Source organism: Rahnella sp. PAMC25559 (genome assembly GCF_050632365.1).
Taxonomy (GTDB): Bacteria; Pseudomonadota; Gammaproteobacteria; order Enterobacterales; family Enterobacteriaceae; genus Rahnella; species Rahnella rivi.
Genome location: NZ_CP192543.1, coordinates 3,837,168 through 3,862,157, shown reverse-complemented (window position 1 = coordinate 3,862,157; position 24,990 = coordinate 3,837,168). Strand labels below are relative to the sequence as shown.

General features: G+C 54.9%; 23 protein-coding genes. 5 read left to right on the top strand and 18 right to left on the bottom strand.

Annotated elements, in window-relative coordinates; all coding sequences use genetic code 11:
- Positions 1-23: 23 nt before the first annotated feature.
- The 6 genes from ACQZQY_RS18920 to ACQZQY_RS18895 all read right to left on the bottom strand — a co-directional run bounded on the left by ACQZQY_RS18920 (position 24) and on the right by ACQZQY_RS18895 (position 4,689).
- Positions 24-758: an arginine ABC transporter substrate-binding protein gene (locus ACQZQY_RS18920; RefSeq protein WP_431296201.1), complete on the bottom strand. Its 735-nt coding sequence runs from the start codon at positions 756-758 to the stop codon at positions 24-26.
- Between the two features lie 224 nt (positions 759-982).
- The gene (gene artM / locus ACQZQY_RS18915) at positions 983-1,651 is read right to left on the bottom strand and encodes an arginine ABC transporter permease ArtM (protein ID WP_431296200.1); all 669 of its coding nucleotides are present in this window, start codon (positions 1,649-1,651) and stop codon (positions 983-985) included.
- Positions 1,651-2,367, bottom strand: coding sequence for an arginine ABC transporter permease ArtQ (gene artQ / locus ACQZQY_RS18910; protein WP_056769200.1), 717 nt, complete (start codon positions 2,365-2,367; stop codon positions 1,651-1,653). The genes artM and artQ overlap by 1 nt, the downstream gene beginning before the upstream one ends.
- A 12-nt stretch (positions 2,368-2,379) precedes the next feature.
- The gene (artJ, locus tag ACQZQY_RS18905) at positions 2,380-3,111 is read right to left on the bottom strand and encodes an arginine ABC transporter substrate-binding protein (protein ID WP_056769202.1); all 732 of its coding nucleotides are present in this window, start codon (positions 3,109-3,111) and stop codon (positions 2,380-2,382) included.
- Between the two features lie 48 nt (positions 3,112-3,159).
- A complete protein-coding gene (gene artP, locus ACQZQY_RS18900; RefSeq protein WP_122095604.1) occupies positions 3,160-3,888 on the bottom strand; it encodes an arginine ABC transporter ATP-binding protein ArtP in 729 nt (242 codons plus the stop codon).
- A gap of 219 nt (positions 3,889-4,107) precedes the next feature.
- On the bottom strand, positions 4,108-4,689 hold the full coding sequence (locus ACQZQY_RS18895; RefSeq protein ID WP_431296199.1) for a lipoprotein: 582 nt from the start codon (positions 4,687-4,689) through the stop codon (positions 4,108-4,110).
- Between the two features lie 177 nt (positions 4,690-4,866).
- On the opposite strand from ACQZQY_RS18895, the gene ACQZQY_RS18890 reads away from it, so the two are divergent.
- Both ACQZQY_RS18890 and ACQZQY_RS18885 read left to right on the top strand, forming a co-directional pair.
- Complete coding sequence (locus tag ACQZQY_RS18890; protein WP_056769207.1) at positions 4,867-5,193, top strand: heavy metal-binding domain-containing protein; 327 nt, start codon at positions 4,867-4,869, stop codon at positions 5,191-5,193.
- Positions 5,190-6,038 (top strand): N-acetylmuramoyl-L-alanine amidase, encoded by an 849-nt coding sequence (locus ACQZQY_RS18885; protein WP_136375671.1) that lies wholly within the window; start codon positions 5,190-5,192, stop codon positions 6,036-6,038. Before ACQZQY_RS18890 ends, ACQZQY_RS18885 begins: the two co-directional genes overlap by 4 nt.
- Before the next feature lie 22 nt (positions 6,039-6,060).
- Here ACQZQY_RS18885 and ACQZQY_RS18880 read toward each other — a convergent pair whose 3' ends face one another.
- The 7 genes from ACQZQY_RS18880 to ACQZQY_RS18850 form a co-directional block, all read right to left on the bottom strand.
- Positions 6,061-7,095 carry an NAD-dependent epimerase/dehydratase family protein gene (locus ACQZQY_RS18880; protein ID WP_056769211.1) on the bottom strand — a complete coding sequence of 345 codons (1,035 nt, stop codon included), beginning with the start codon at positions 7,093-7,095 and terminating at the stop codon, positions 6,061-6,063.
- Between the two features lie 154 nt (positions 7,096-7,249).
- Positions 7,250-8,692: a DUF2867 domain-containing protein gene (locus ACQZQY_RS18875; RefSeq protein ID WP_431296198.1), complete on the bottom strand. Its 1,443-nt coding sequence runs from the start codon at positions 8,690-8,692 to the stop codon at positions 7,250-7,252.
- A 78-nt stretch (positions 8,693-8,770) separates the two neighbouring features.
- Positions 8,771-9,739 (bottom strand): low-specificity L-threonine aldolase, encoded by a 969-nt coding sequence (ltaE, locus tag ACQZQY_RS18870; RefSeq protein WP_431297215.1) that lies wholly within the window; start codon positions 9,737-9,739, stop codon positions 8,771-8,773.
- A gap of 131 nt (positions 9,740-9,870) precedes the next feature.
- A complete protein-coding gene (gene poxB / locus ACQZQY_RS18865) occupies positions 9,871-11,592 on the bottom strand; it encodes a ubiquinone-dependent pyruvate dehydrogenase (RefSeq protein WP_056769214.1) in 1,722 nt (573 codons plus the stop codon).
- A gap of 179 nt (positions 11,593-11,771) precedes the next feature.
- Positions 11,772-12,785: an NADH oxidoreductase gene (gene hcr / locus ACQZQY_RS18860; protein ID WP_431296197.1), complete on the bottom strand. Its 1,014-nt coding sequence runs from the start codon at positions 12,783-12,785 to the stop codon at positions 11,772-11,774.
- Between the two features lie 6 nt (positions 12,786-12,791).
- Positions 12,792-14,444 carry a hydroxylamine reductase gene (gene hcp, locus ACQZQY_RS18855; protein ID WP_431296196.1) on the bottom strand — a complete coding sequence of 551 codons (1,653 nt, stop codon included), beginning with the start codon at positions 14,442-14,444 and terminating at the stop codon, positions 12,792-12,794.
- A 176-nt stretch (positions 14,445-14,620) separates the two neighbouring features.
- The gene (locus tag ACQZQY_RS18850) at positions 14,621-15,520 is read right to left on the bottom strand and encodes a lysine exporter LysO family protein (RefSeq protein WP_122094736.1); all 900 of its coding nucleotides are present in this window, start codon (positions 15,518-15,520) and stop codon (positions 14,621-14,623) included.
- 188 nt (positions 15,521-15,708) lie between these two features.
- Here ACQZQY_RS18850 and ACQZQY_RS18845 point away from each other — a divergent pair, with 188 nt between their 5' ends.
- Positions 15,709-17,442 carry an ATP-dependent nuclease gene (locus ACQZQY_RS18845; protein ID WP_136375940.1) on the top strand — a complete coding sequence of 578 codons (1,734 nt, stop codon included), beginning with the start codon at positions 15,709-15,711 and terminating at the stop codon, positions 17,440-17,442.
- Here ACQZQY_RS18845 and ACQZQY_RS18840 read toward each other — a convergent pair.
- On the bottom strand, positions 17,439-18,428 hold the full coding sequence (locus ACQZQY_RS18840; RefSeq protein WP_431296195.1) for a VirK/YbjX family protein: 990 nt from the start codon (positions 18,426-18,428) through the stop codon (positions 17,439-17,441). The two genes, ACQZQY_RS18845 and ACQZQY_RS18840, sit on opposite strands and share 4 nt — an antisense overlap.
- A 287-nt stretch (positions 18,429-18,715) precedes the next feature.
- Positions 18,716-18,937 (bottom strand): cold shock-like protein CspD, encoded by a 222-nt coding sequence (cspD, locus tag ACQZQY_RS18835; protein ID WP_056769224.1) that lies wholly within the window; start codon positions 18,935-18,937, stop codon positions 18,716-18,718.
- Positions 18,938-19,319: 382 nt separating this feature from the next.
- Between cspD and clpS the strand changes: the two genes are divergently transcribed.
- Together clpS and clpA are read left to right on the top strand one after the other, a co-directional pair.
- Positions 19,320-19,640: an ATP-dependent Clp protease adapter ClpS gene (gene clpS, locus ACQZQY_RS18830; RefSeq protein WP_056769226.1), complete on the top strand. Its 321-nt coding sequence runs from the start codon at positions 19,320-19,322 to the stop codon at positions 19,638-19,640.
- Positions 19,641-19,667: 27 nt separating this feature from the next.
- Entirely contained in the window at positions 19,668-21,950 is a 2,283-nt protein-coding gene (clpA, locus tag ACQZQY_RS18825; protein WP_056769228.1) for an ATP-dependent Clp protease ATP-binding subunit ClpA, read from the top strand.
- A gap of 219 nt (positions 21,951-22,169) precedes the next feature.
- Here the strand turns inward: clpA and infA are convergent, their stop codons facing one another.
- From infA to cydC, 3 genes are all read right to left on the bottom strand, one after another.
- Positions 22,170-22,388, bottom strand: a complete 219-nt coding sequence (gene infA / locus ACQZQY_RS18820; protein WP_002211347.1) for a translation initiation factor IF-1 — start codon at positions 22,386-22,388, stop codon at positions 22,170-22,172.
- Between the two features lie 93 nt (positions 22,389-22,481).
- Positions 22,482-23,216, bottom strand: a complete 735-nt coding sequence (aat, locus tag ACQZQY_RS18815; protein ID WP_056769229.1) for a leucyl/phenylalanyl-tRNA--protein transferase — start codon at positions 23,214-23,216, stop codon at positions 22,482-22,484.
- A 52-nt stretch (positions 23,217-23,268) separates the two neighbouring features.
- Positions 23,269-24,990 (bottom strand): heme ABC transporter ATP-binding protein/permease CydC, encoded by a 1,722-nt coding sequence (gene cydC / locus ACQZQY_RS18810; protein WP_431296194.1) that lies wholly within the window; start codon positions 24,988-24,990, stop codon positions 23,269-23,271.

The window sequence follows — 24,990 nt, the reverse complement described above, 5'->3', positions numbered from 1 at the left end:
GTTAAAGAAGGTTCAGACAGAAATCAGTGAGCGGGGAACCACTTGTCATTAATCTTCTGGAATTCGCCGTTCGCTTTAATGCCTTCGAGTGCCGCGTTCAGCTTCGCCAGCAGTTCCTTATTATCAGGACGCACTGCCATACCGACACCGGTACCAAAGTATTGCGGGTCTTTGATAAGCTCGCCAACTTCGCCTAAATTCGGGTTGGATTTCAGCCAGCCATTCAGCACCGCCGTATCGCCCAGCAGGCCATCCAGACGACCACTTTTCAGATCCAGAATCGCATTCTGATAGCTGTCATAACCGACGGTGGTGATTTCAGGGTGTTTTTCCATCAGGTATTTCTGGTGCGTGGTGCCATTTTCCAGCCCGACACGTTTCCCTTTCAGATCGGCCATTGAAGAGAATTTGCCCTTCGGCCCGATGATCATCGCGGTATTGGCGTAGTACGGTTGAGTAAACGTCACCTGCTTGCTGCGCTCTTCGGTGATATCCATCCCGGAGATGATCACGTCAAAACGACGGAATTTCAGTGCCGGGATCAGGCCGTCAAAAGGCTGATTGGTAAAGGTGCAGGTTTCCTGCATCTGCTTGCACAGCGCGTTCGCCAGATCGATATCAAAACCAATAATCTGATTGTCAGCGCCGATCGATTCAAACGGCGGATAAGTCGCCGATGTGCCGAAACGAATCGTATCCGCAGCGGTGGCGGCAAAAGCAGTGGCAGACAAGAGGGCAGCGAGGATCAGCTTTTTCATGCAATACATTCCTGTTCAAAAAATGACATTCCCTTCATGATACAGTTTACTGATTTTATTAATGTAATCGGCTAACTGGCAGGAAGTGAGGCTTCGTTTAAAGTGCCATCAAATGAATTTATATGCAATAAATTTGATTAAAAAATTATAAAGCAGAATGTGCGCCGAAATTTGGATGTAAAAAAAGGGACGATTTCTCGTCCCTTTCGTTTTGCATATCAGAATCAGTTGCGGCGTTCAAAGGCCAGCGCGCGACGTTCTATCAGACGCATCATCAGCGTCAGTAACCCGTTCACGCAAAGATAGACCAGGCCTGCGGCGCCAAACACCATCACATCGTAGGTGCGGCCATACATCAGCTGGCTGTGGCCCATCACATCCATCAGGGTGATGGTGTAAGCCAGTGAGGTACTTTTAAAGACCAGCACCACTTCGTTTGAATAGGACGAGAGTGCACGTTTAAACGCGTACGGCAGAAGAATGCGCAGGGTTTGCGGTTTCGACATGCCCAGCGCTTCACAGGATTGCCACTGGCCGGACGGGATGGCCCGCACCGCGCCGGTAAACAGCTGCGTGGTGTACGCCGCGCTGTTCAGCGCCAGCGCAAACATCGCGCAAAGCCACGGCTGTGAAAGCACTTCCCACAACCAGGGAATTTCACGGATCGACGGAAACTGGCCCGGACCGTAGTAAATCAGGAAGATTTGTACCAGCAGCGGAGTACCGGTAAACAGCGTGATATAGGCTTTCACGATCTGGCTGACGACCGGCACTTTCAGCGTCAGGATCACGGTGTACAGCATGGCCAGTATCAGCGCCACCACTAATGCCGCCACGGTCAGCGTCAGGCTGGTGTGCAATCCTTTGAGGACTTCAGGTAAATATTCCCACATCACGAAGCACTCCGTTCAAAGCGGGTGGTACGCAGTTCGATGCGTTTAATCACGAACTGGCTGAACAGGGTGACAAGCAGATAAATGCACGCCGCAATCACGTACCAGGTAAACGGCTCCTGAGTGCGGGTCGCAATGCTTTTGGTTTGCAGCATGAGATCGTTCACGCTGATAAGCGACACCAGCGCGGTGTCTTTCAACAGCACCAGCCACTGATTACTCAGGCCCGGTAACGCGTGACGCCACATTTGCGGCATGATCAGGCGAAAGAAAATCGCCGATTTTTTCATGCCCAGCACCTGACCGGATTCCCACTGGCCCTGCGGTACGGCTTTCAGCGCGCCACGCAATGTCTGCGAGGCATAGGCGGAATAGAGCAGGGAAAGGGCGATCACGCCACAAACGAACGGGCTGACTTCGAAGTTCTCGATGGGCAACTTGATCGGAATGGCAAACAGGCCGAGATTGATGCTAAAGCCATCGGCCAGCACCATCAGCAACTGTGAGGAGCCGAAATAGATGAACAGCACCACCAGAATTTCCGGCAGGCCGCGCAGCACGGTGACCCACGCGGTGCCCAGCCAGCTGAGCGGCTTCCAGGGTGCGGATTCCCAGACAGCGAAAATCATCGCCAGCACCAGGCCGAGGATCAGCGCACAAACGGCAAGGCCGACGGTCATCCCGGCGGCGCTGGCTAAAGGTTGGAATTCATTCATTGATAGGCAAACTTATTGCTGGAACCATTTTGAATACAGCGTCTTGTAGGTGCCGTCAGCTTTGACTTTCGCCAGTGCATCATTCAGCTTCGTCAGCAATTCGGTATTGTTCTGACGAACAGCAACACCCAGACCGGTACCGAAGTAAGTCGCGTCAGTGATTTTGTCACCCACGGCGGCCAGGTTTTTGTTCTGCTTGAGCCACTCGTTGACCACGGCTGTATCACCGAACACCGCATCCAGACGACCATTTTTCAGATCCAGCACGGCATTCTGATAGCTGTCATAAGGCACAGCGGTGATTTCAGGGTGCTTATCCATCAGGTATTTCTGATGCGTGGTGCCGTTTTGCATACCGACACGTTTGCCTTTCAGCGCCGCGACGTCAGTGAACTGGCCGGAGTGCGCGATGAACAAGGCGGAGTTGTCGTAGTACGCGTTGGTGAATGCCACTTGTTTCTGGCGCTCAGGGGTGATGTCCATACCGGAGATCACGGCGTCAAAACGACGGAATTTCAGGCTTGGGATCAGGCTGTCGAATGCCTGGTTAGTAAAGGTACAGGTTGCCTGCATCTCTTTACACATGGCGTTCGCCAGATCGACATCAAAGCCCTGGATCTGGTTACTGGAGTCTACAAACTCAAACGGAGGATAAGACGCTTCCATCGCGAAACGGATGGTGTCAGCAGCGCTGGCTGACAAACTGACGGTAGCCAGAACCGCGGCAATTACTAATTTTTTCATCGCTAACTCCGTAGAAAACATCAATTAATGTATTTATAGACAACCAAATTAATGGGACAGGTAGCTGGCAAACTCTTTGGTTTGCGGCTGGGCGAAAACAGAGGCGTCGCCTTGTTCCACGATCCGTCCGTTTTCCATGTACACCACGCGGCTCGCGGTTTTACGCGCGACTTCCACTTCGTGGGTCACGATAACCTGAGTAATGCCGGTGCCAGCCAGTTCACGAATAATGCTGACGATCTGGGCGGTGATTTCCGGGTCAAGCGCGGCGGTCGGTTCATCAAACAGCAGAACCTGAGGCTCCATCATCAGCGCACGGGCAATGGCCACACGCTGTTGCTGGCCACCGGAAAGATGCAGCGGAAAACGATCGGCATAATCAGTCAGTCGCAGACGGGTCAGCAATTTCTGAGCGCGTTGCATCGCCACCTCTTTGGTCAGACCCAATACACGCATCGGGGCTTCCAGTAAGTTGTCGAGCACGGTGCGGTGCGGCCACAGATTGTATTGCTGGAAAACCATGCCGACATTCTGACGCAGTTCGCGGATCGCTTTTTCATCCGGTTTGCGGGTGAAATCGAAGGTGTTACCGGCGATTTGCAGTGTGCCTGAACGGGGCATTTCCAGCAGGTTCAGAACACGTAACAGGGAGCTTTTGCCTGCACCACTTGGCCCAAGTAAAACCAGGGTTTCACCGGCGGGACAGTTGAGCTGGATGTCAAAAAGCGCCTGATGCACGCCGTAGAAGCAGTTGATGCTATTAAGTTGAATACTCATGCGCAAATAGTGAATAGCCATTGATGCCGCAGATGGTAACTTCCACAGCATAGTTATGCAACGATCGCGGCTTAAAAATTATCTGTAGCCGCAGGAATGCCAAAGTGTAGCACAAGATATTGTTGCATCACTGTGACGCAGATGTTGGTCAATGATGTTATTCACCCTTGACCAACATTATGCATACGCGTTATTGCGTTTATTCAGGAAAGGATAATGTTACTGATTTTCCAAAACCTGACGCAAAGTGCCGCTTGAAGCGAAGTCGAGATCGGCCATGTAACGGACGTCATCGACAGTCCAGCAGGTGCCTTCGCGCACCATCAGAACTTCATCTTTCCAGGTGCTGGAGGCGCCTTTGTCTTTCTCATGCGTGAAAGTTACGCGCAGAGGAATATTGCGGGCATCGGTGTTAGGAATGGTCGAGGCGCTGTCTACAGAGGCGGAGGTCGGCCCGTCAAACAGGCTGGAGAACACGTCGCCATCACCGGAACCGGCACCGGCTTTCTCGTTCGGAGAGGCGGCGATATCGACTTTCGGCTGGGACTGCGCTTTTAGCAGCGCGTTATACAAACCGGTGCTCAGGTAAGGGCGGTAGGCGGCCAGCTGGCTGGAATTGGGTACACCGCTGCCACCTTGTTTGATGCGGAAATCGTAAAATTGCTGGGCAACGCTGTCCGGGCCGCCGTCGATGCAGGGAGCCGCGCGGCTGCCGATATCCTTATACGCAGGTTCGACCGTGGTACAGGCACTGAGCATCAGCACCAGCGGGATGGTGGCGGCAAGAATTTTCTTTTTCATTGTATTCCTTACTGAAAGATTGAACGTTTTCACCATGACTTTCTTTACCATACAGTATAAAACCGATTTGGCTTAATGCATGGCGAAGAGAAAATGATACGTTTTTCCCCTGCGCATACTTTATGCTATTCAGGCGCTTTTAAATGAATCCCGGACGACAACTGATAAGGAATACTCATGCAAATTTCAACGACCCCGACGCTGGAAGGTTTCATCATTGCGGAATACTGCGGCGTGGTGACCGGTGAGGCGATTTTAGGTGCCAATATTTTCCGCGATTTCTTCGCCGGTGTGCGCGATATCGTTGGCGGACGTTCCGGGGCTTATGAGAAAGAGCTGCGTAAAGCCCGTGAAATCGCGTTCAGCGAGCTGGAAGAACAGGCCAAAGAGCGCGGAGCGAATGCGGTGGTCGGCGTGGATATCGATTACGAAACCGTGGGTAAAAACGCCAGTATGCTGATGGTCAGCATCTCCGGCACCGCTGTGATTGTGCATCGCAAATGATGTGCCGTGGCCTGAAGGCCGGTGCGTGCGCGGCCTTGCTGCTCCTGCTGGCCGGTTGCCAGAGCACCAGCCAGTCAGCGGTGAACTCGCCGTTCCGGCTGGAAACGACTCATCAGGCACAAGGCGCGGATCAGCGGATCCGCTTTCTGGTGATCCATTACACTGCTGAAGATTTCCACAACGCATTAACGACCCTTACCGATGAACACGTCAGCGCGCATTACCTGATCCCGGCCAAACCGCCGCTGGAACAGGGCAAGCCGGTGGCGTGGCAACTGGTGCCGGAAGAGATGCGCGCGTGGCATGCGGGGGCCAGCGGCTGGCGCGGGCGGACCAATTTGAACGATACGTCCGTCGGCATTGAGCTGGAGAATAAAGGCTACAGTAAACATTTGCTGGGCAAGAAGTTTTATCCTTTTCCGCCTGCACAAATCGATCTGCTGGCTAACCTGAGCAAAGAAATTGTTGCGCGCTATCAGATAGAGCCGCGCAATGTGGTGGCACACAGCGATATTGCACCGCAGCGTAAAGACGATCCCGGTCCGCTGTTCCCGTGGCAGGAAATGGCTCAGCGCGGGATTGGCGCATGGCCGGACGCCGGTATCGTGCAGGCCAGACTGGCCGGGCGCGATCCGCAGCAGCCGGTTGATCAGGCACAGCTGTTAGCCTTGCTGAAACAGTACGGTTATACGGTGACGGATGACATGACGCAGGCCCAGCAACGCCGGGTAATTGCCGCGTTTCAGATGCATTTCAGGCAGAGCGACTACCGCGGCAATGCCGATGCACAAACTCAGGCGATTGTGCAGGCGTTATTGCAGCAGTTCCCGGATAAGAATGACTGAAAAAAGCGGCTGACGGGAAGGGTCAGTCGCGTTTCGGGCCGATGCCGTGCAGGCCCTGAAGTTTGCCGTGATCACGCAGCCAGTCGGCGGTGCGGATAATCCCCTGATCGAGCGAAATCACCGGTACATAGCCGAGTTCTTTCTGTGCGCGCCGGGTATCAAGTGTCAGATCAAAATTCAGTTTTGCCACGCTGTAATGCGTCAGCACCGGCTCTTTATGCGAGCTTTTGCTGATGCGCTCCATGCCGCGCGCCATCACATCCAGCAGCGGGTAGGGCACAGAACGGATGCGGTATTTGATGTCCAGATTTTCCATCAGCTGCCTGACCAGCGTGCGCAATGGCCGCGGTTGCTGGTTGGTGATGTTGAATGCCCGCCCCGATTCTGTCGCGTCAGTCTGCGTCGCCAGCCACATAGCATGAACGGCATTTTCGACGTAGGTCATGTCAACCAGCGCTTCCCCCCCGCGTGGCAGCATCAGCGTGCCGCCGTATTTCAGCATTTGCAGCAGGCGCGGTAGCAGCACGTTATCGTGCGGCCCGAACAGGCCCTGCGGACGCAAAATGGTGAAATGGGTTTGCGGGTTGGAGAGCGCCAGTGTGTGGATCACCTGTTCTCCGGCCGCCTTACTGCGGGCGAAAGAGTTGGCGAAGCGGTGAGGGCGGAAGTCTTCCTGAATATCGCGGTGATGATGAAAATCGAAGTAGATGGCCGGGGAGGAAATGTGGACGAAGTTTTCCACGCCATAGGCCGCCGACCACTCTCCAAGACGTCGCGTAGCGCGCACGTTTGCCAGTTCGAATTCCTTTTCACTGCCCCACGGCGACATCAGTCCGGAACAGTGCCAGACGGTATCGATGTCGGCGAGCAGCGCTTTAGCCTGCGAAGACACCAGGGTGGTGAGATCGGCATGAATAAATTCCGCACCGATTTTCTGCAAAAGTGAGCCCATCGCGGCGTTGCGACCCGTCGCCCTGACGCTGATGCCTTTATTACGCAGAAACTCGACCGCGTTGCGCCCAAGGCCGCTGCTCGCGCCGGTGACCAATACCTTCATAAACAGGCCAATGCCTTCATAAATGGAGAAAAATTGTTGTCAGCTGTGAAGTGATGACACCCCGCAGCAATAAGGGTGCCATTCTTTCGTGAATTTGTGCGGCTTGCAATGGGAAAGGGGGTGAGCAATGTCTGAAAGCGCGTAAAATAACCCTTTATCGCCCGCAACGATCTTTCTGTCGCGCAAGGCTGGCGATACGTTTTGCCATTCCGCGGAAAATAAACTGATGGGCGGGCATCATGCTGAACCAGTAGAGCAGGCCACGGAAACCGGCGGGATGCCACCAGGCACGCACATCCAGGCTGCGGCTTTCGCCGTTATCAGTGATGGTAAAGGTCAGCCGCCCCAGCCCCGGTGCTTTCATACCAAAAAGCAGCACCAGTTCGCGCTGTGGTTTCAAACCAATCACTTTCCAGCCATCAATTTTGTCACCCGGCTTAAGGAAATCGCGTTCGGGGCGGCCATATTTCACTTTGCCGCCGAGCAAATCATCCATTCTCGCCCGTGTTTTCCATAAGCCGTTGGCATAAAAATACCCTTCGCTGCCACCCAGTTGCTGCACCACTTTCCACAACGCGGCTTTTGAGGCAGACGTTTCCAGAGTAAATCCGGCCTGTTTCGGGTAATAGCCGTAGCCTGCGCGCCAGCGTTCACGGGCGTCGGCGTCGTATCCCCAGTCGGGTGAATCCATCACCTGCTGCTGTTCTTTTTCCAGCGTAGTGCGGATCGCCTCATCGACGGGGATCAGCACCTGTGGGATCAGCTGTTGCAGTGGCGCGCTGTCGGCTGGGAGATCGTGCTTCAGCCCCTGAATAAGCGCTTTTGCCAGCGGTGTCGGTACCGAGGTGATCAGGCTGAGGAAATAGACGGAGACGAACGATGTCGGCATCGGCAGGGGGATCAGCCAGCGGCGCTTTCCGCTCATGGCGATAAAGCGTTCGAACAGCGTCTGATAGCTGATGTACTCCGGCCCGGCAGCCTCGAGAATGCGATTGCCATGCGCAGGTAACGCCACCAGTTCGCGCAGATACACAAGCAGGTTTTCCAGTGCCAGGGGGGAAGATTTTGAGCGAACCCAGCGCGGCGGCGTGAGAACCGGCAGGTTATACACCATGTCGCGCATCACTTCGAACGCCGCCGACCCTGCGCCAATCACGATGCCCGCACGCAGTTCGGTCACCGGAATATGGCTCATACGCAGGAGATCGCCGGTGAGTTTACGTGCCTGTAAATGCGGAGAATCGCTGTCTTCCGGCTGCATCGAACCGAGGTAAACAATGTGTTTGATCGACGACTCTTTCAGCGCCAGCAAGGTGTGCTGGGCTGCCTGCCGCTCTTTTTCCAGCAGATCGTCGTCTTCCGTCATGGCGTGAACCAGATACACCAGTACGTCGGCCCCTTCAAAGGCCGCGGCCAGCGTTTTACTCTGGTAGACGTCGGCAAAACAACAGCGGACGTTTTGCCATTTCTGTTGTTGCAGCCATTCAATGCGGCGCGCGGCGGCTGTGACCTGAAAACCGTTCTGGCTCAGGTGGGCAGTCAGGTGTTGGCCGATGTATCCGCTGGCACCGAGTATGACGATCCGTGGCATGTGCATAATCCGTTTTGCTAGGGGTAAAAGGAATCATGGAAATGCGGCAATAATCCGGAGATTATCGCCGCAGGCTGGCAGTGGTCAGGCGTGCTGGTGCAGGAATTCCTGCCACAATGCGACGACTTTTTGCAGATCTTCACGGCTGATGTTGATGTGGGTGAGCACGCGCGTCAGCGGTCCGGCGCTGATGATCACGCCGCGTTCACGCATCCACGGGCCCATTTTGGCCGCCAGCTCAGCGCTTTGTCTGATGTACAGCACGTTGGTTTGCGCACCCGGCTCGGCGATTTCCACGCCGATTTTGGTCAGCTCTTCTGCCAGCCACTGAGCGTTATCGTGATCCTCTTTGAGCCGCGCAACGTTATTTTCCAGCGCATAGATCGCCGCCGCTGCCAGAATGCCGGACTGGCGCATGCCGCCGCCGGTCATTTTACGCCAGCGGTTAGCGCGGTGGATGTACTCTTTGCTGCCGACCAGCAGCGAGCCGATCGGCGCACCCAGACCTTTTGAAAGGCAGATGGTCAGGGTATCGCAATATTGTGTGATTTCGCGTAACTCAACGCCCTGAGCCACGGCGGCATTCATGATACGTGCCCCGTCGATGTGCAGTGCCAGCCCTTTTTCACGGGTCAGCGCGTAGGCTTTTTGCAGATAATCGAGAGGAAGCACTTTACCGCTGTGCGTATTTTCCAGGCTCAGCAGGCGCGTACGGGCGAAATGGATGTCATCAGGTTTGATGGCGGCGGCGATTTTATCCAGCGCAATCGAGCCATCGGCGGACATATCCAGCGGTTGCGGCTGGATGCTGCCGAGTACCGCAGCGCCACCGGCCTCATACATGTAATTGTGGGCTTTCTGGCCGACGATATACTCTTCGCCGCGCTGACAGTGGGTCAGTAATGCCACCAGATTTGCCTGGGTGCCGGTCGGTAAAAACAGTGCGGCTTCTTTACCACACATTTTTGCCGCCAGCGCCTGTAAAGCATTTACCGTTGGGTCATCGCCGTAGACATCATCGCCGACTTCAGCATGGGCCATGGCCTGACGCATCGCTTCACTGGGGCGGGTTACGGTATCACTGCGTAAGTCGATCAACGTGGGCTTCCTTCTGCTGTGTTTTTAGAATGTAAGATCAGACGGGCTGAGAGCCCGCCTGACCTTCCACTATAGCCCTGTCAGGGTTATCGCAGCCAGTTGGTTTTTGCCAGTTCGACGACTTCATCACCCCGGCCACTTATCACCGCACGCAGCATGTACAGGCTGAAGCCCTTGGCTTGCTCGAATTTGATCTGTGGCGGCATCGCCAGTTCTTCGGTGGCGGTGATCACATCCACCAGCACCGGCCCTTCGTAAGCAAACGCATCCTGCAAGGCGGCGTCAATGTCCGACGCTTTCTCCACGCGGATCCCTTTGATGCCGGCGGCCTCGGCAATGGCGGCGAAATCCGGGTTTTTCAGCTCAGTGCCGTCCGTCAGATACCCGCCTGCTTTCATTTCCATCGCCACAAATCCCAGCACGCTGTTGTTAAAGATGACGATTTTCACCGGCAGCTTTTGCTGCGCCAGCGTCAGAAAATCCCCCATCAGCATGGCGAATCCGCCGTCGCCGCACAGCGCCACCACCTGCCGCGAACGGTCAATCGCCTGCGCACCAATGGCCTGCGGCATGGCGTTGGCCATCGAACCGTGGTTGAACGAACCGAGCAGACGGCGCTGGCCGTTCATTTGCAGATAACGGCACGCCCAGACGGTCGGCGTGCCGACGTCACAGGTAAAGATGGCATCCGATGCGGCGAACCGGCTGATCTGTTGCGCCAGATACTGCGGGTGAATAGCCTGCTTGTCATTCGGCGTCGCCAGTCCGTCGAGATCTTTACGCGCTTCTTCATAATGCTTCAGCGCTTTATCGAGGAACTTGCGTTCAGTTTTAGCCTGTAATTGCGGCAGGAGCGCGGTCAGCGTGGATTTGATGTCACCCACCAGCGCCATATCGACATGACAATGGGAGCCGATGCTGCCCGGATTGATATCAATCTGAATGATTTTCGCGTCCGTCGGATAGAAGGCGCGGTACGGGAATTGTGTGCCGAGCAGGATCAGCGTGTCCGCATTCATCATGGCGTGGAAGCCGGAAGAGAAGCCGATAAGCCCGGTCATGCCGACGCTGTAAGGGTTATCCCACTCGATATGCTCTTTGCCGCGCAGTGCATGCACCACCGGCGCTTTCAGCGTTTCAGCCAGCCTGATCACTTCGTCGTGCGCGCCCGCACAGCCGCTGCCGCACATCATCGTAATATTGGTCGCACCGTTGAGCAGTTCAGCCAGCTTTGCCAGTTCGGTTTGCTGCGGAATAACCCTTGGCAGCACCGGCGGATACCAGCTGATTTTGGCATCTTCAGGCGCGGGTTTAAGCGCGACGTCGCCAGGTAACACAATCACCGACACGCCACGGTTGAGAATAGCTTTGCGCATGGCGATCGCCAGCACCTGCGGCAACTGTTCAGGATTGGTCACCATTTCACAGTAGTGGCTGCATTCGCGGAAAAGCTCGGTCGGATGGGTTTCCTGAAAATAACCGCTGCCGATTTCGCTCGACGGAATATGAGCGGCAATGGCGACCACGGGAACGTGATTGCGGTGGCAGTCGAACAGGCCGTTGATCAGGTGCAGGTTGCCCGGCCCGCACGAACCGGCGCACACCGCCAGTTCACCGGTGATTTGTGCTTCGGCACCGGCGGCAAACGCAGCCACTTCTTCATGACGCGTGCCCAGCCATTCAATGGTGCCCATACGGTTCAGGCTGTCACTCAGGCCGTTAAGTGAGTCACCGGTGACGCCCCAGATGCGTTTAACGCCCGCCGCTTCTAATGTTTTCGCCAGATATGACGCTACGCTTTGCTTCATCTTCAGTTCCCTCGGTGTATTACATAAAAAAGACTGGGTTAAGCATAGTCCACTGATTACATCCTTGAATGTTCAGCCTTAAACCATACAAAATTATGCAGAGGAGGGGGGTGAAATTTTGTAAAACTGCCCGCTCAGACTGTAAAAAATCATGTGCGGGCAGCGAGTTAACGCGGGGATCAGGCGAGGGTGACGTCGCCCTGAAGCTGACAACTGCAGGCCAGCACATATCCCTGAGCGACGTCTTCATCGGTCAGCGTCATGCGGCTGGTGGTCTGGTAATCGCCGCTGAGTATGCGGGTTTTACAGCTGCCGCACACGCCTGCGCGGCACGCGGCGGTGACCGGTATTTTATGCTGCTCCATCACGGCCAGCAGCGTGGAACCGACCGGTACGCGGTAATTCTGCAACGGCGTCAGGCGGGTCAGCGTCAGTTGCTGATCGGCAGACACCCCGGTTTCCGTCGCCTGGAACTGCTCTTTAACGATGTTATCCGCCGCCACACCGAGTTCTTTCGCCCAGTCGCCCGCCAGTTGCATATAAGGTGCAGGCCCGCAAATCATCACCCGACGTTCACGGATATCCGGCACCCGACTTTGCAGCAAATCCTGGCTCAGCCGTCCGGCGATGTGCCCGGATCCGGCGCCATTTTCCGCAAGAATGGTCAGATCCAGTTGCGGATAGGTTGCGCACAGGTGCTGCCATTCCTGCGCAAAGATAATGTCCTGCGGGCTGCGCACGCTGTAAAACACCTGCACACTTTGCGCAGGATGATGCGCCAGAATATCGCGTGCGACAGACATCACCGGCGTCACGCCGCAACCGGCCGCCAGCAATAACAACGGCTGCCGGGTTTCGCAGGTAAATTCTCCGAGGGCGTCACTCAGCCAGACGTAATCACCGGGTTTGACCTGCGTTGTCAGCCACTGTGAGCCTGCGCCACCGTCGATGCGGCGCACTGTCAGCTGAATAAACGGGCTCTGCCCGGGCGTGGAGGAGAGCGTGTAAGCGCGCTGAACATCGCCGTGCTGGCCGATGTTCACCAGCGCAAACTGGCCGGGCTGATAATCATAAACATCATGATTGATCAGGGAAATTGTCCAGACATCGGGCGTTTCCTGCGCAACCGAATAGACCTGCATACGGTTCTGGCACAGCGCCGTTGGCTGATCGGGGAATAACGGAAAATTCATCTCGGTTTACTCCGGCAGCATGGTTTTCAGATCCTGCTCCACCGAAGTGATTGCACGCAGGCCAAATTTTTCATTGAGGATCGCCAGCAGGTTATCGGTCAGGAAGGCCGGCGCCGTCGGGCCGGTGGCGATGTTTTTCACACCGAGCGACAGCAGGGTCAGCAGGATCACAATGGCTTTTTGCTCGAACCAGGACAGCACCAGACTCAGCGGTAACTCATTCACGCCACAACCTAATTTCTCGGCAAGATTCACGGCCAGAATAATGGCGGAATAGGCATCGTTGCACTGACCGACGTCCAGCAGACGCGGCAATCCTTCAATGGTGCCGAAATCCAGTTTGTTGAAGCGGTATTTACCGCAAGCGAGGGTCATGATCAGGCAGTCTTTCGGTACGCTGACCGCCAGATCGGTGAAGTAACTGCGTTCGCCGCGGCTGCCGTCACAGCCGCCAATCAGGAAGATGTGGCGCAGTTTTTTGGTGGCGACCAGATCAATGACGGTATCGGCTGCACTCAGCAGGGTCTGGCGGCCAAATCCGACAGTGATTTCCTGTTCGATTTCACTGTAACGGAAACCCGGAAGCTGCAACGCCTGTGAGATGACCTGCGCAAAATCTTCGCCTTCCAGATGCTGCACGCCCGGCCAGCCGACGATGCTGCGGGTCCAGATGCGGTCGCCATAATTGCCAACGTTCGGATCAATAATACAGTTGGACGTCATGACCACCGGGCCGGGGAATTTCGCGAATTCCACCTGCTGATTTTGCCAGCCGCTGCCGTAGTTACCGGCCAGATGCGGGAATTTTTTCAGTTCCGGATAACCGTGCGCGGGCAGCATTTCGCCGTGGGTATAAACGTTGATGCCGGTACCGGCGGTTTGCTCGAGCAGCATCTGCAAATCTTTCAGATCGTGACCAGAAATCAGAATCGCTTTGCCTGCCAGCGGACGGACGTTTACCGCCGTAGGCTGCGGATGGCCGTAGGCATCGGTTTCACCTTTATCCAGGATGGCCATCACGCCAAAGTTCATTTTGCCGATCGCCATCGCGTTGTTGAGCATTTCGCCCATGTCGGCGGGTTGCGTACCGAGCCACGCCATCAGACGGTGATATTCGGCGTAAATGGCGGTATCTGACTCGCCCAGAACATGGGCGTGTTCCATGTATGCCGCCGCCCCTTTCAGGCCGTACAGACACAACATGCGCAGGCCATGAATGTCATCGCCGATCTGCGCTTTATCACCGTTGAGCGCAAACTGTTGCGCCTGTTGTTGCAGTTCGCTGAGATTATCGCTGACCAGTTCCAGCGCGGCCAGCGGGTGACTGACGGTGATCTCCGGGTCCATCAGGCGACAGCGAACGGCCAGCGATTCACGGTAAAGAATGGCTTCACGAGCATAGCCGACGATACGATCAGAATCGAAGTTCACGTTGGTCAGGGTGGAGAAAAAGGCGCGGGGCGCGAAGCTGTCGATCTCTTCATCAATGATGCCGTAGCCGCGTGCCGTCAGCGCCCAGGCGGACAGGCCTTCTAACACTGCGACCAGTAAGTCTTGTAAATCAGAGGTTTCTGCCGTTTTGCCACACATTCCCTGCGCATACGCGCAGCCATTGCCCGCCGGGGTACGGACTGTTTGTTCACATTGCACACAAAACATAATGAGGTCCTTTTTTAAAGTTGCATTTGAAATGCTTGTTTTAATGCAAGCCTAAGACCGGCAGGCTCAAAAATGAAGGAATTTTCAGAGGAAATGAGCTGAACTTGATTTATCGCAAGTTTTGCAGGCAGGGAAGGACGTTTCCCGCCGTATCACGCAGCGGGAAAACGGCGTCATCAGGCCGAGAAAAAGGCCATCAGTACCGGGGATAACAGGCTGAGCACGAAACCGTGCACCACCGCAGGCGGCACCATATCCAGCCCGCCGCTGCGCTGTAAGACCGGCAGGGTGAAATCCATCGACGTTGCGCCGCACAGCCCCAGCGCGGTGGAACGGCTGCTGCGAACCAGCGTCGGGATCAGCATGATTGCGCACAGCTCACGCGCCAGATCGTTAAAGAATGCGGCGCTGCCGATGACCGGCCCGAAAGAGTCGGTGAGAACGATGCCGGAAAGCGAGTACCAGCCATAACCGGAGGCGAGCGCCAGCCCGGTTTTCAGTGGCAACCCGAGCAGCAGGGCGGCCAGCGCACCGCCGATCAACGCGCTGATCGCCACCACCACCGCCACTATCATGCCGCGGCGGTTAAGGATGATCTGGCGCAGGGTCATGCTGCTGTTGCGCAGCTGGATACCGACCAGCGCCAGCAGGAAGAGCAGGGCGAGTTCACTGGCCTGCGAGGCGAAAGTGAGCCAGTGCCATTGCGTCAGGCCGAGCGCGAAGCCACCGATCACCACGCCGCACAGTTTCAGAGATTCCAGCGCCATGTGTAAACGCGACGGTAACTTTTCCTGTTTATGCTGGGTTTTCCACGGACGGCGGCGTTCGAGCAGCCAAAGCGCCGCGTAGTTCATCACAAAGATGCACAGGAAACAGACGGCGGCATATTTGAAAATCAGTAATAAATTGGTGCTGAGATTGTCGAGGAAGGCCAGGCTGATCCCCATAATGAACAGGATGACATACACCATCCAGCTCAACATCTGGTTCACAACGTGCAGCAGAGCGCGGTTTTTAACCGGAATAAGGTAACCGAGAATCAACGGCAAAAGAATAATCAACAGGCCGGAATACATGAGATCAAATCCCTGAAAAGTGAGGCTCCCTGAGAGGAGGGCGGCACAGAAAATACCGCCCGTCACGCTAACCAAAAGTTATCTGACTGTAAAGCAGCTTTGCGACACAGAGATCGTCGGGCAGCCTTGACGGAAACCGATTTTTAACGCCATGCTCAGCTAAGTACTGAGCGCACAGGAGGCGTCTGATGTATCTGGAACATATTGATATTGTCGGTTTTCGCGGTATTAACCGGCTCTCTCTGACCCTGACTCAGCCTGCGCAACGGGGGGCATCAATCACCGGCCCGGCGCAGCAGGGGCAGACCGAATCCTTTCTGACCAACACCGTTCTTATCGGCGAAAATGCCTGGGGGAAATCCAGCCTGCTGGATGCGCTGACGCTGCTGCTTTCGCCCGAAGCCAAACTGTATTGCTTCAAAGAAGAAGATTTTTATTTTCCGGCAGGCGAAAAAGAGTCGAAATCGCAGTATCTGCATATCGTGTTTACCTTCTGCGAAAATCAGGCCGGGCATCATATGTCGCCGCGCTTTAATACGCTGTCTCCGCTGTGGGTGAAATGCCCGGATCGTCTGAACCGCATTTATTACCGTCTGGAAGGTGAGCTGGAAGATGACGGCAGCGTGATGACGCTGCGCAGCTTTCTGTCATCCAACGGACAGCCGCTGAATCTGACGACTATCGACCCGCTGGCGCTGGCGTTGATCCGCCTGAACCCGGTCTTACGCCTGCGGGATGCGCGCTTTATCCGCCGGCTGCGCAGTGACACGCTGGCACCGCGACTTTCCACCAATAATGAACAACTGGCGCAGCAACTCGATGAACTGACGCGCGGGCTGGTGCACAATCCGCAATCGCTGACCAACAGCGAACTGCGCAGCGGGCTGTCGGCCATGCAGCAACTGCTGGAACATTATTTTGCCGAGCAGGGCACGTCCAGCAGCGCGCCGTGGCAGCAGAAGCGTCATGGCCGTGCGGAAAGCCGCCGGGCATGGCGTTCACTGGATAATATTAACCGGATGATTGCCGAGCCGAACAGCCGCAGTATGCGCGTGATGCTGCTCGGCATGTTCTCCACGCTATTGCAGGCGAAAGGCTCGGTGGTGCTGCATCCGGATGCGCGACCACTGCTGCTGATCGAAGACCCCGAAACCCGTCTGCATCCGATTATGCTGTCCGTGGCGTGGGGATTACTGGATCAACTGCCGTTGCAGCGCATCACTACCACCAACTCCGGCGATTTACTTTCACTGGTGCCGGTTGAACAGATTTGTCGCCTGGTGCGCGAGTCATCCCGCGTGGCGGCTTATGCCATTGGCCCGGAAGGGCTGAGCATGGAGGACAGCCGCCGCATTGCGTTTCATATCCGTTTTAACCGCCCGTCGTCGCTTTTCGCCCGCTGCTGGCTGCTGGTGGAAGGGGAAACCGAAGTCTGGCTGCTCAATCAGCTGGCGCGTCAGTGCGGCTATCATTTTGAGTCTGAAGGGATCAAGGTGATCGAGTTTGCCCAGTGCGGGTTAAAACCCTTGCTGCGCTTCGCCCGGCAGATGGGCATTGAGTGGCATACTCTGGTGGACGGCGATGAAGCCGGGCGTAAATATGCGGCGACGGTAAAGGCTAACGTTGAGAATCATGATGATAATCTGCGCTACCGCCTGACCGCGCTGCCTTCTCAGGACATCGAATATTTTCTGTATCGGGAAGGTTTTGAAGACGTGTATCGCAAGCATTCCGCCATTGCGGAGAATGTGCCGATGTCGCCGAGACGCATCATCGACAAAGCCATTCACCGCAGCTCAAAGCCCGATCTGGCGATAGATGTGGCGCAGGCGGCTTCGTTGCGGGGAACCTCATCGATTCCCCCGTTGCTGCGACAAATGTTTTCACGCGTCGCCTGGCTGGCACGCGGCAGGGCAGATTAAACCGCGCGGCTCTCTTCAGTGAGCACTGGGTGCCCATGTCCGCTGGAAAATGTCTGGCGGATTTGGGTTTCCAGCTCATCTAACAACTGGTAACGGCGGCGATACTCAGCGCGTCGTTTACTGGCAATTTCTTCCAGCGGACGGTGTGTTATCTGGCGCGGCAGATGGAAATAACCGTCCTCGCCTTGTTTGGCGTCCATCGTTTCCCAGAAGCTGTCGTAATCCGCAAACACCATACCTTTACGTTTTTTGTAGCGCGGGTTTTCGTAAATGTGGGTGTGATTTCCTACCGCAACAATCTGCGTCATGCCCGCCAGCTCAGCCAGCGTGGTCAGCGCTTCAATGACCAGACGTTTCGGGAATAAACCGTGGCAGGCTTTGGTTGCCGTCTGTATTTCGTGATGATCGACGTGCGCACGGGGCCCCTGAAGCGCACCGATGAACAGCGTCGGCTGGCCCTGATAGTGGATAAACGAGAACGTCACTATGGCGATCGGTTCACCCTGCGGGTTGTTGAAGGTCAGCGTTGCTTCACCTTCTTTATCCAGACGGCTGACCGAATTGAAGGTGATCGCGAAACGTTGCTCATCTTTACCGGTCAGGGTGGCAATCGCCATCGGCTTTTTGCTCAGATAACCGTGGTTAATGGCGTCCGGCAGGCAGTGGCCGATCATGTCGTAATGATCGGTGATGCGTTTCATCGCCTGCTCCGGCGTGATATTGGCGGCCTGATAGACGCGGTGTAACTTGCAGGGCAGGCTCGGCTGCGCCGTCAGGATCTCATCACGCTGCGGATGCTGCGCCAGGTAATCCAGCATGCTAAAGGTGCGGCGCGGATGGGTCAGCGCGCGAAAAAGGAATTTAAAACGGTAGCGCGGCAATTTCCACGAAGGTCCCGGTACCAGACGACGGGAGAGCAGCGCCGTCATCAACTGAAGACCCGAAAGCGGAGCCTTTTCTTCGCATGGGTAACTGAATGTGGTCATGGTATTTACCTGTTGTGTCTGGCCGGATGTCAATAACGGCTATTTCAACAGGCCAACAATAAACAGGGGTGCAACGGGCAAAAAGAGGGAGAGATTGAACGCGATTTGTTGAGATTGTGTTTAGATTTAATTTGTTTTGTGTCGTGTCTTAGCAATCGGTGTCTAAAAAATGTACTTTATTTATCGTTCAGGGCTTGAAGCCTGACGCATTCTCCCCCATAAATAAAAAATGCCAGTCAGTGAGTGACAGGCATTATTTTTTATCCGAACCGCTGTAACAGAACAGGTCAGGCGACCGCTGCACTTTCCACTGGAATAATGAGGCTGGCATGATTCCCCTTCGGGCCTTCATGAACATCAAAGCTGACCTGCTGGCCTGCCTTTAATGTCCGGTAGCCCTCCATCTGAATGGTGGAGTAGTGAGCAAAAATGTCTTCTCCGCCACTTTCCGGGCAGATGAAGCCAAAACCTTTAGCATTATTGAACCATTTCACTGTACCCGTCAGCATGCTTCTTCATCCCTCTCATGACTAGTCTGGTCGTTAGCGTGAAAGCCAGTTGGGTGAGCGGGAAGACCAGAACCTGGCCAGTGATGGCCTGTTCAAAAGACGTTCAGCTCACGAATTTACACTCTAGTGGAAACGGTTTAGAGATCAAGGAAACGGCATTTGTCATAAGGGGGCAGATAACCAAACTTTGAAGCAGGTAACGCTATTGACATATTTTGTTAAATATATGCCAGCGGGGCTGATGGCAAAGAGGACATTTTGTGCAGCGGCACCGTGACGCAAGAGATGGTAAAATGGGGAAATAGCCGCGTGAAGCCCCGCAGAAAGCTTTCACGTCAGGTATTTAGCATCCAATACGATCTTCACAGGTGACGAGCAGGCAATGGGCGACAAACAAGACTGGCTAAATTTTGAACATTTGACGGCGAATAAGCAAAAGGATGAGGTAAAACCGCCATCTATGTATAAAGTTATATTAAACAACGACGATTACACTCCAATGGAATTTGTGATTGACGTTCTGCAAAAGTTCTTTTCTTATGATATTGAACGTGCAACGCAACTGATGCTCCAGGTGCACTATAGAGGCAAAGCGATATGCGGCGTTTATACCGCCGAAGTCGCCGAAACCAAGGTCGCACACGTAAATGAGTACGCCAAGGAGAATGAGCATCCGTTGCTGTGTACGCTGGAAAAAGCCTGATTAAGGCAATCTATTTGGGAGGTGCCTATGCTCAATCAAGAACTTGAACTCAGTCTCAACATGGCTTTCGCAAGAGCCCGTGAGCACCGGCATGAGTTTATGACCGTGGAGCACCTGTTGCTGGCGTTGCTCAGCAACCCTGCTGCCCGTGAAGCGCTTGAAGCTTGTACAGTCGATCTGGTGGCATTACGCCAGGAGCTGGAAGCCTTCATCGAGCAAACCACACCCACCTTACCCGCCAGTGAAGAGGAACGTGACACCCAGCCTACGCTGAGTTTCCAGCGCGTTCTGCAACGTGCGGTATTCCACGTGCAATCTTCTGGCCGCAGTGAAGTATCCGGCGCTAACGTTCTGGTCGCGATTTTCAGCGAACAGGAATCTCAGGCTGCCTATCTCCTGCGTAAACATGATGTCAGCCGCCTTGATGTGGTGAACTTTATTTCGCACGGTACCCGTAAAGATGAATCGGGTAGCCAGGCGCCAAACAATGCGGAAAACCCAGTTAACGAAGAGCAGTCGGCGGGGGAAGATCGTATGGAGAACTTCACCACTAATCTTAACCAGTTAGCGCGTGTAGGTGGCATCGATCCGCTGATTGGCCGTGACAAAGAACTGGAGCGCGCCATTCAGGTGCTCTGCCGTCGCCGTAAGAATAACCCGCTGCTGGTGGGGGAATCCGGCGTAGGTAAAACCGCAATTGCTGAAGGTCTGGCATGGCGAATTGAGCAGGGCGACGTGCCGGAAGTAATGGCCGACTGCACCCTGTATTCTCTGGATATCGGTTCTCTGCTGGCAGGCACGAAATACCGTGGTGATTTTGAAAAACGTTTCAAATCGCTGCTCAAACAGCTGGAACAGGATAAGAACAGCATTCTGTTTATTGATGAAATCCACACGATCATCGGTGCCGGTGCGGCGTCCGGCGGTCAGGTGGATGCGGCTAACCTGATCAAACCCTTGCTGTCGAGCGGGAAGATCCGGGTGATCGGTTCAACGACGTATCAGGAATTTAGCAATATCTTTGAGAAAGACCGTGCCCTGGCGCGTCGCTTCCAGAAAATTGATATTACTGAACCGACCGTCGAAGAAACCGTGCAGATCATCAATGGCCTGAAAACCAAATACGAAGCGCACCACGATGTACGTTATACCGCGAAAGCGGTGCGTGCAGCGGTGGAGCTGTCGGTCAAATATATCAATGACCGTCACCTGCCAGACAAAGCCATTGACGTTATTGATGAAGCAGGCGCGCGCAGCCGGTTAATGCCGGTCAGTAAACGCAAGAAAACCGTTAACGTCAGCGACATCGAAAGTGTGGTGGCGCGTATCGCCCGCATTCCGGAAAAAACCGTGTCAGCAACCGATCGCGATGTGCTGAAAAATCTCGGTGACCGCCTGAAAATGCTGGTCTTCGGGCAAGATCCTGCCATCGAAGCCCTGACAGAAGCGATCAAAATGAGCCGTGCGGGTCTGGGCCAGGATCGCAAGCCGGTCGGTTCCTTCCTGTTCGCCGGTCCTACCGGTGTGGGTAAAACCGAAGTGACGGTTCAGCTGGCGAAAGCGATGGATATCGAACTGCTGCGCTTTGATATGTCGGAATACATGGAGCGTCATACGGTCAGCCGTTTGATCGGTGCACCTCCTGGGTACGTTGGCTTTGATCAGGGCGGCTTACTGACGGATGCTGTACTTAAACATCCTCACGCGGTGGTGCTGCTCGATGAAATCGAGAAGGCGCATCCGGATGTCTTCAACCTGCTGTTGCAGGTCATGGACAACGGTACGCTGACCGATAACAACGGGCGCAAAGCTGATTTCCGTAACGTGATTTTGGTGATGACCACAAACGCTGGTGTACGTGAAACTGAACGTAAATCGATTGGCCTTATCCATCAGGATAACAGCCCTGACGCCATGGAAGAGATCAAGAAGGTGTTTACACCGGAGTTCCGTAACCGTCTGGACAACGTGATCTGGTTCAACCACCTGTCTACCGATGTGATCCAACTGGTGGTCGATAAGTTTATCGTCGAACTGCAGGCGCAACTGGATGCCAAAGGCGTCTCGCTGGAAGTCAGTGATGAAGCCCGTGACTGGCTGACCGTGAAAGGTTATGACCGTGCGATGGGCGCGCGTCCGATGACCCGTACCGTGCAGGAAAACCTGAAAAAACCGCTGGCCAACGAACTGCTGTTTGGTTCACTGGTAGACGGTGGCTCGGTGTCTGTGGCGCTGGATAAGGAAGCCGATAAGCTGACTTACCACTTCATGAGCGCGCAGAAGAAAAAGCCGGAAGGTGCGGTGCACTAATTTTCATCGGTGATGAAAAAACAAAAGGCGATGTGAAAACATCGCCTTTTTTCTTTCCGAAATTCTTTATTTAATTGCAGGAATCAGTAAGAGATTTCAGAAAGGATAGTGGAACACATGCCGAATTGCGGATACCACAAAACGCCCTTGCAAGTGCAGGAAGGGCGAAGAGGGTATCCTCGGGTATCGCCGGAAAATCAGCGATGAGTGAGCCGTTTATTAACGGCTACGGAAGACAATGCGGCCTTTGCTCAGGTCGTACGGGGTCAGCTCTACAGTGACTTTGTCGCCCGTCAGGATGCGGATATAGTTCTTACGCATTTTACCGGAGATGTGTGCGGTAACTACGTGTCCGTTTTCTAATTCTACGCGGAACATAGTGTTTGGCAGCGTATCAAGTACGGTGCCCTGCATTTCAATGTTGTCTTCTTTGGCCATCGAATCCTCTAGGTCTAACTACCATAGTTTTTAACCGGCAAGATAATGCCGAAAAACCCACATTATGTAAAGAAGTATGGTTCATGACCGCACCTATTCCCTATCCTTCGGAAATACCGGCAGGTCTTCATCATGTGGGGATAAGTCTTGTGGCAACCAGCAATCCGGTGCTAACGCGCGTTGCGAAAGTTCGGATAACTGCTGCAAAAATTGGCGGCGTGGGATCTCTCTCGCACCCAGCGACGCAGTGTGAGGGTTGAGCACCTGACAGTCAATCAGTTCTCCACCATTGCGGGAAAAATGTTGGCAAAACATCATGAGCGCGCACTTGGAGGCATTCTCACGGCGGCTAAACATCGATTCACCGCAAAACAGACTTCCGACGGATACGCCGTACAAACCGCCGACCAGCTCATCACCTTCCCAGACTTCCACTGAGTGGGCGTGCCCGGCCTCGTGCAATTCCTGATAACCGCGCTGAACCAGCGGGCCGATCCAGGTGCCATCTTCACGTTGCATCGCACAGGCGTGGATCACCTGCTCGAAACGTTGATTGAGCGTAAAACGAAAAGGCATTTTACGCATGAACCGTTGCAAACTCCGGCTGATGTGGCGCTCTTCAGGGACTAAAATTGCGCGCGGATCGGGTGACCACCAGAGGATCATCTCTCCGGGCTCAAACCAGGGGAAAATGCCATGCTGATACGCGGAAAGCAAACGCGGTGAGGTCAGGTCGCCACCGATAGCCAGGAGGCCGTTCGGGTCCTGTAACGCAGTATCAGGATCCGGAAAATGAACAGAACTGGCTTCGAGTTTAACTAACCGCATAGATCTCCTTATCCGGCGGCTGACAGGCCGCCACATAAATCAGTTACAGACATCAGCCGCGCGCAAGAAAACGGGCGTACCGGCCGTGTGAGGCGGCTAACGTCGGATGATCACCTTGTTCCACAATCTCGCCTTCTTCCATCACACAAATTCTGTCGAGGTTTTCAAGACCTTGTAAACGGTGCGTCACTAAGAGTAGCGTTTTATTTTCACAATGCTTGTGCAGCAAGGCCAGAATATGGTTTTCCGTTTCTGCATCCAGCCCTTCGGTGGGTTCGTCCAGCAACCACAGCGGGCCGTTATGCAGCAGGGCACGCGCCAGGCCTAAACGACGCTGTTCGCCGCCTGAAAGCTGACGGCCACCCTCTCCAAGCCATGCGTTCAGGCCTTCGTCTTCAAGCAGAACATGTAAATCTACCTGTCTGAGTGCCTGAGCAAGCTGGTCATCGGAGCGTTGGGGAGAGGCCATCCGCAGGTTTTCACGCAGCGTATTATTGAAAATATGTACGCGCTGGCTGACGACGGTAATCATCTGTCGCAGCGACGCTTCATCGTAGGTCGTTATCGCATGACCGTTAATGCTCAATGCGCCGCTGTTAATATCCCAGCCGCGCGTCAGCAGTTGCAACAGGGTCGATTTGCCACAGCCGGTCTGGCCGAGAAGGGCGATGTGCTCACCGGCAGCCACTTCCAGCGTAATATTTTTAAGCACCGGCAACGGCTGTCCGGGATAAGTGAAATTCACGTTTTTCAGTGACAGAGTGACGTGTTCTGCGGCCTGCGGACCTTGTGCCGGGAAAGTGACATCGGCGGGCTGATCGATGATCTGACTGACACGCTGCGCCGAGGCAATCACCTGACCCAGATGCTGGAAAGCCGCGGCGACGGGCCCCAGCGCTTCGAAAGCAGCCAGCGGGGTAAACACGAACAACGCAATCAGTGCGCCGGGGTTTGCGATTGTCCCGATCCCGCCGGCAGCAAGCCACAGCATCACCGTTACGGTCAGACCCGCCGCGGCAATGACCACCGCCTGTGACAGCCCGGTGAGCCTCGCCTGCTGCTGCTGGCGCAGCATCCAGCGGCGTTCGATATCATTCAGTTTCTGTCGGAACCGCGCTTGCGCGCCGAATACCACCAGTTCTGACTGGCCCTGTAACCACGACGTCAACTGCATCCGGTAATCACTGCGCAGAGCGGTCAGTTCGCGTCCGGCGGGTTTACCTGCGCGATAGAACATCACCGGCAGCAGCAGCATCAGAATCATCATGATGCCGCCGAGCGTCAGGGCCAGTTTCACGTCAAGGAAACTCAGCCCAAAGGTCACCAGCGCAATCACCACCAGAGCGCTGATCAACGGAGAGATAACACGCAGATACAGGTGATCCAGCGTATCCACATCGGCGACCAGCCGGTTCAGCAGATCAGCCTGACGAAACCGCGCAATGCCACCCGGCGACAGCGGCATAATTTTAGTGAAAGTGAACACGCGCAAATGCGCCAGTACGCGGAAGGTCGCATCGTGGCTGACCAGGCGTTCAGCGTAACGCCCCGCAGTACGAAATATTGCGGCACCGCGCACACCGGCTGCCGGAAGCATGTAATTGAACGTGTACAACCCGGCGATACCGGCGACGGCTGAGGCCGCCAGGAACCAGCCAGAGAGCGTCAGCAGGCCAATGCTGGCGAGCAGGGTCACAATCGCCAGAATGATACCCAGTGACAGACGGAACCAGTGACGGCGATACAGGGCGAGATAAGGCAGTAGAATTTTCAT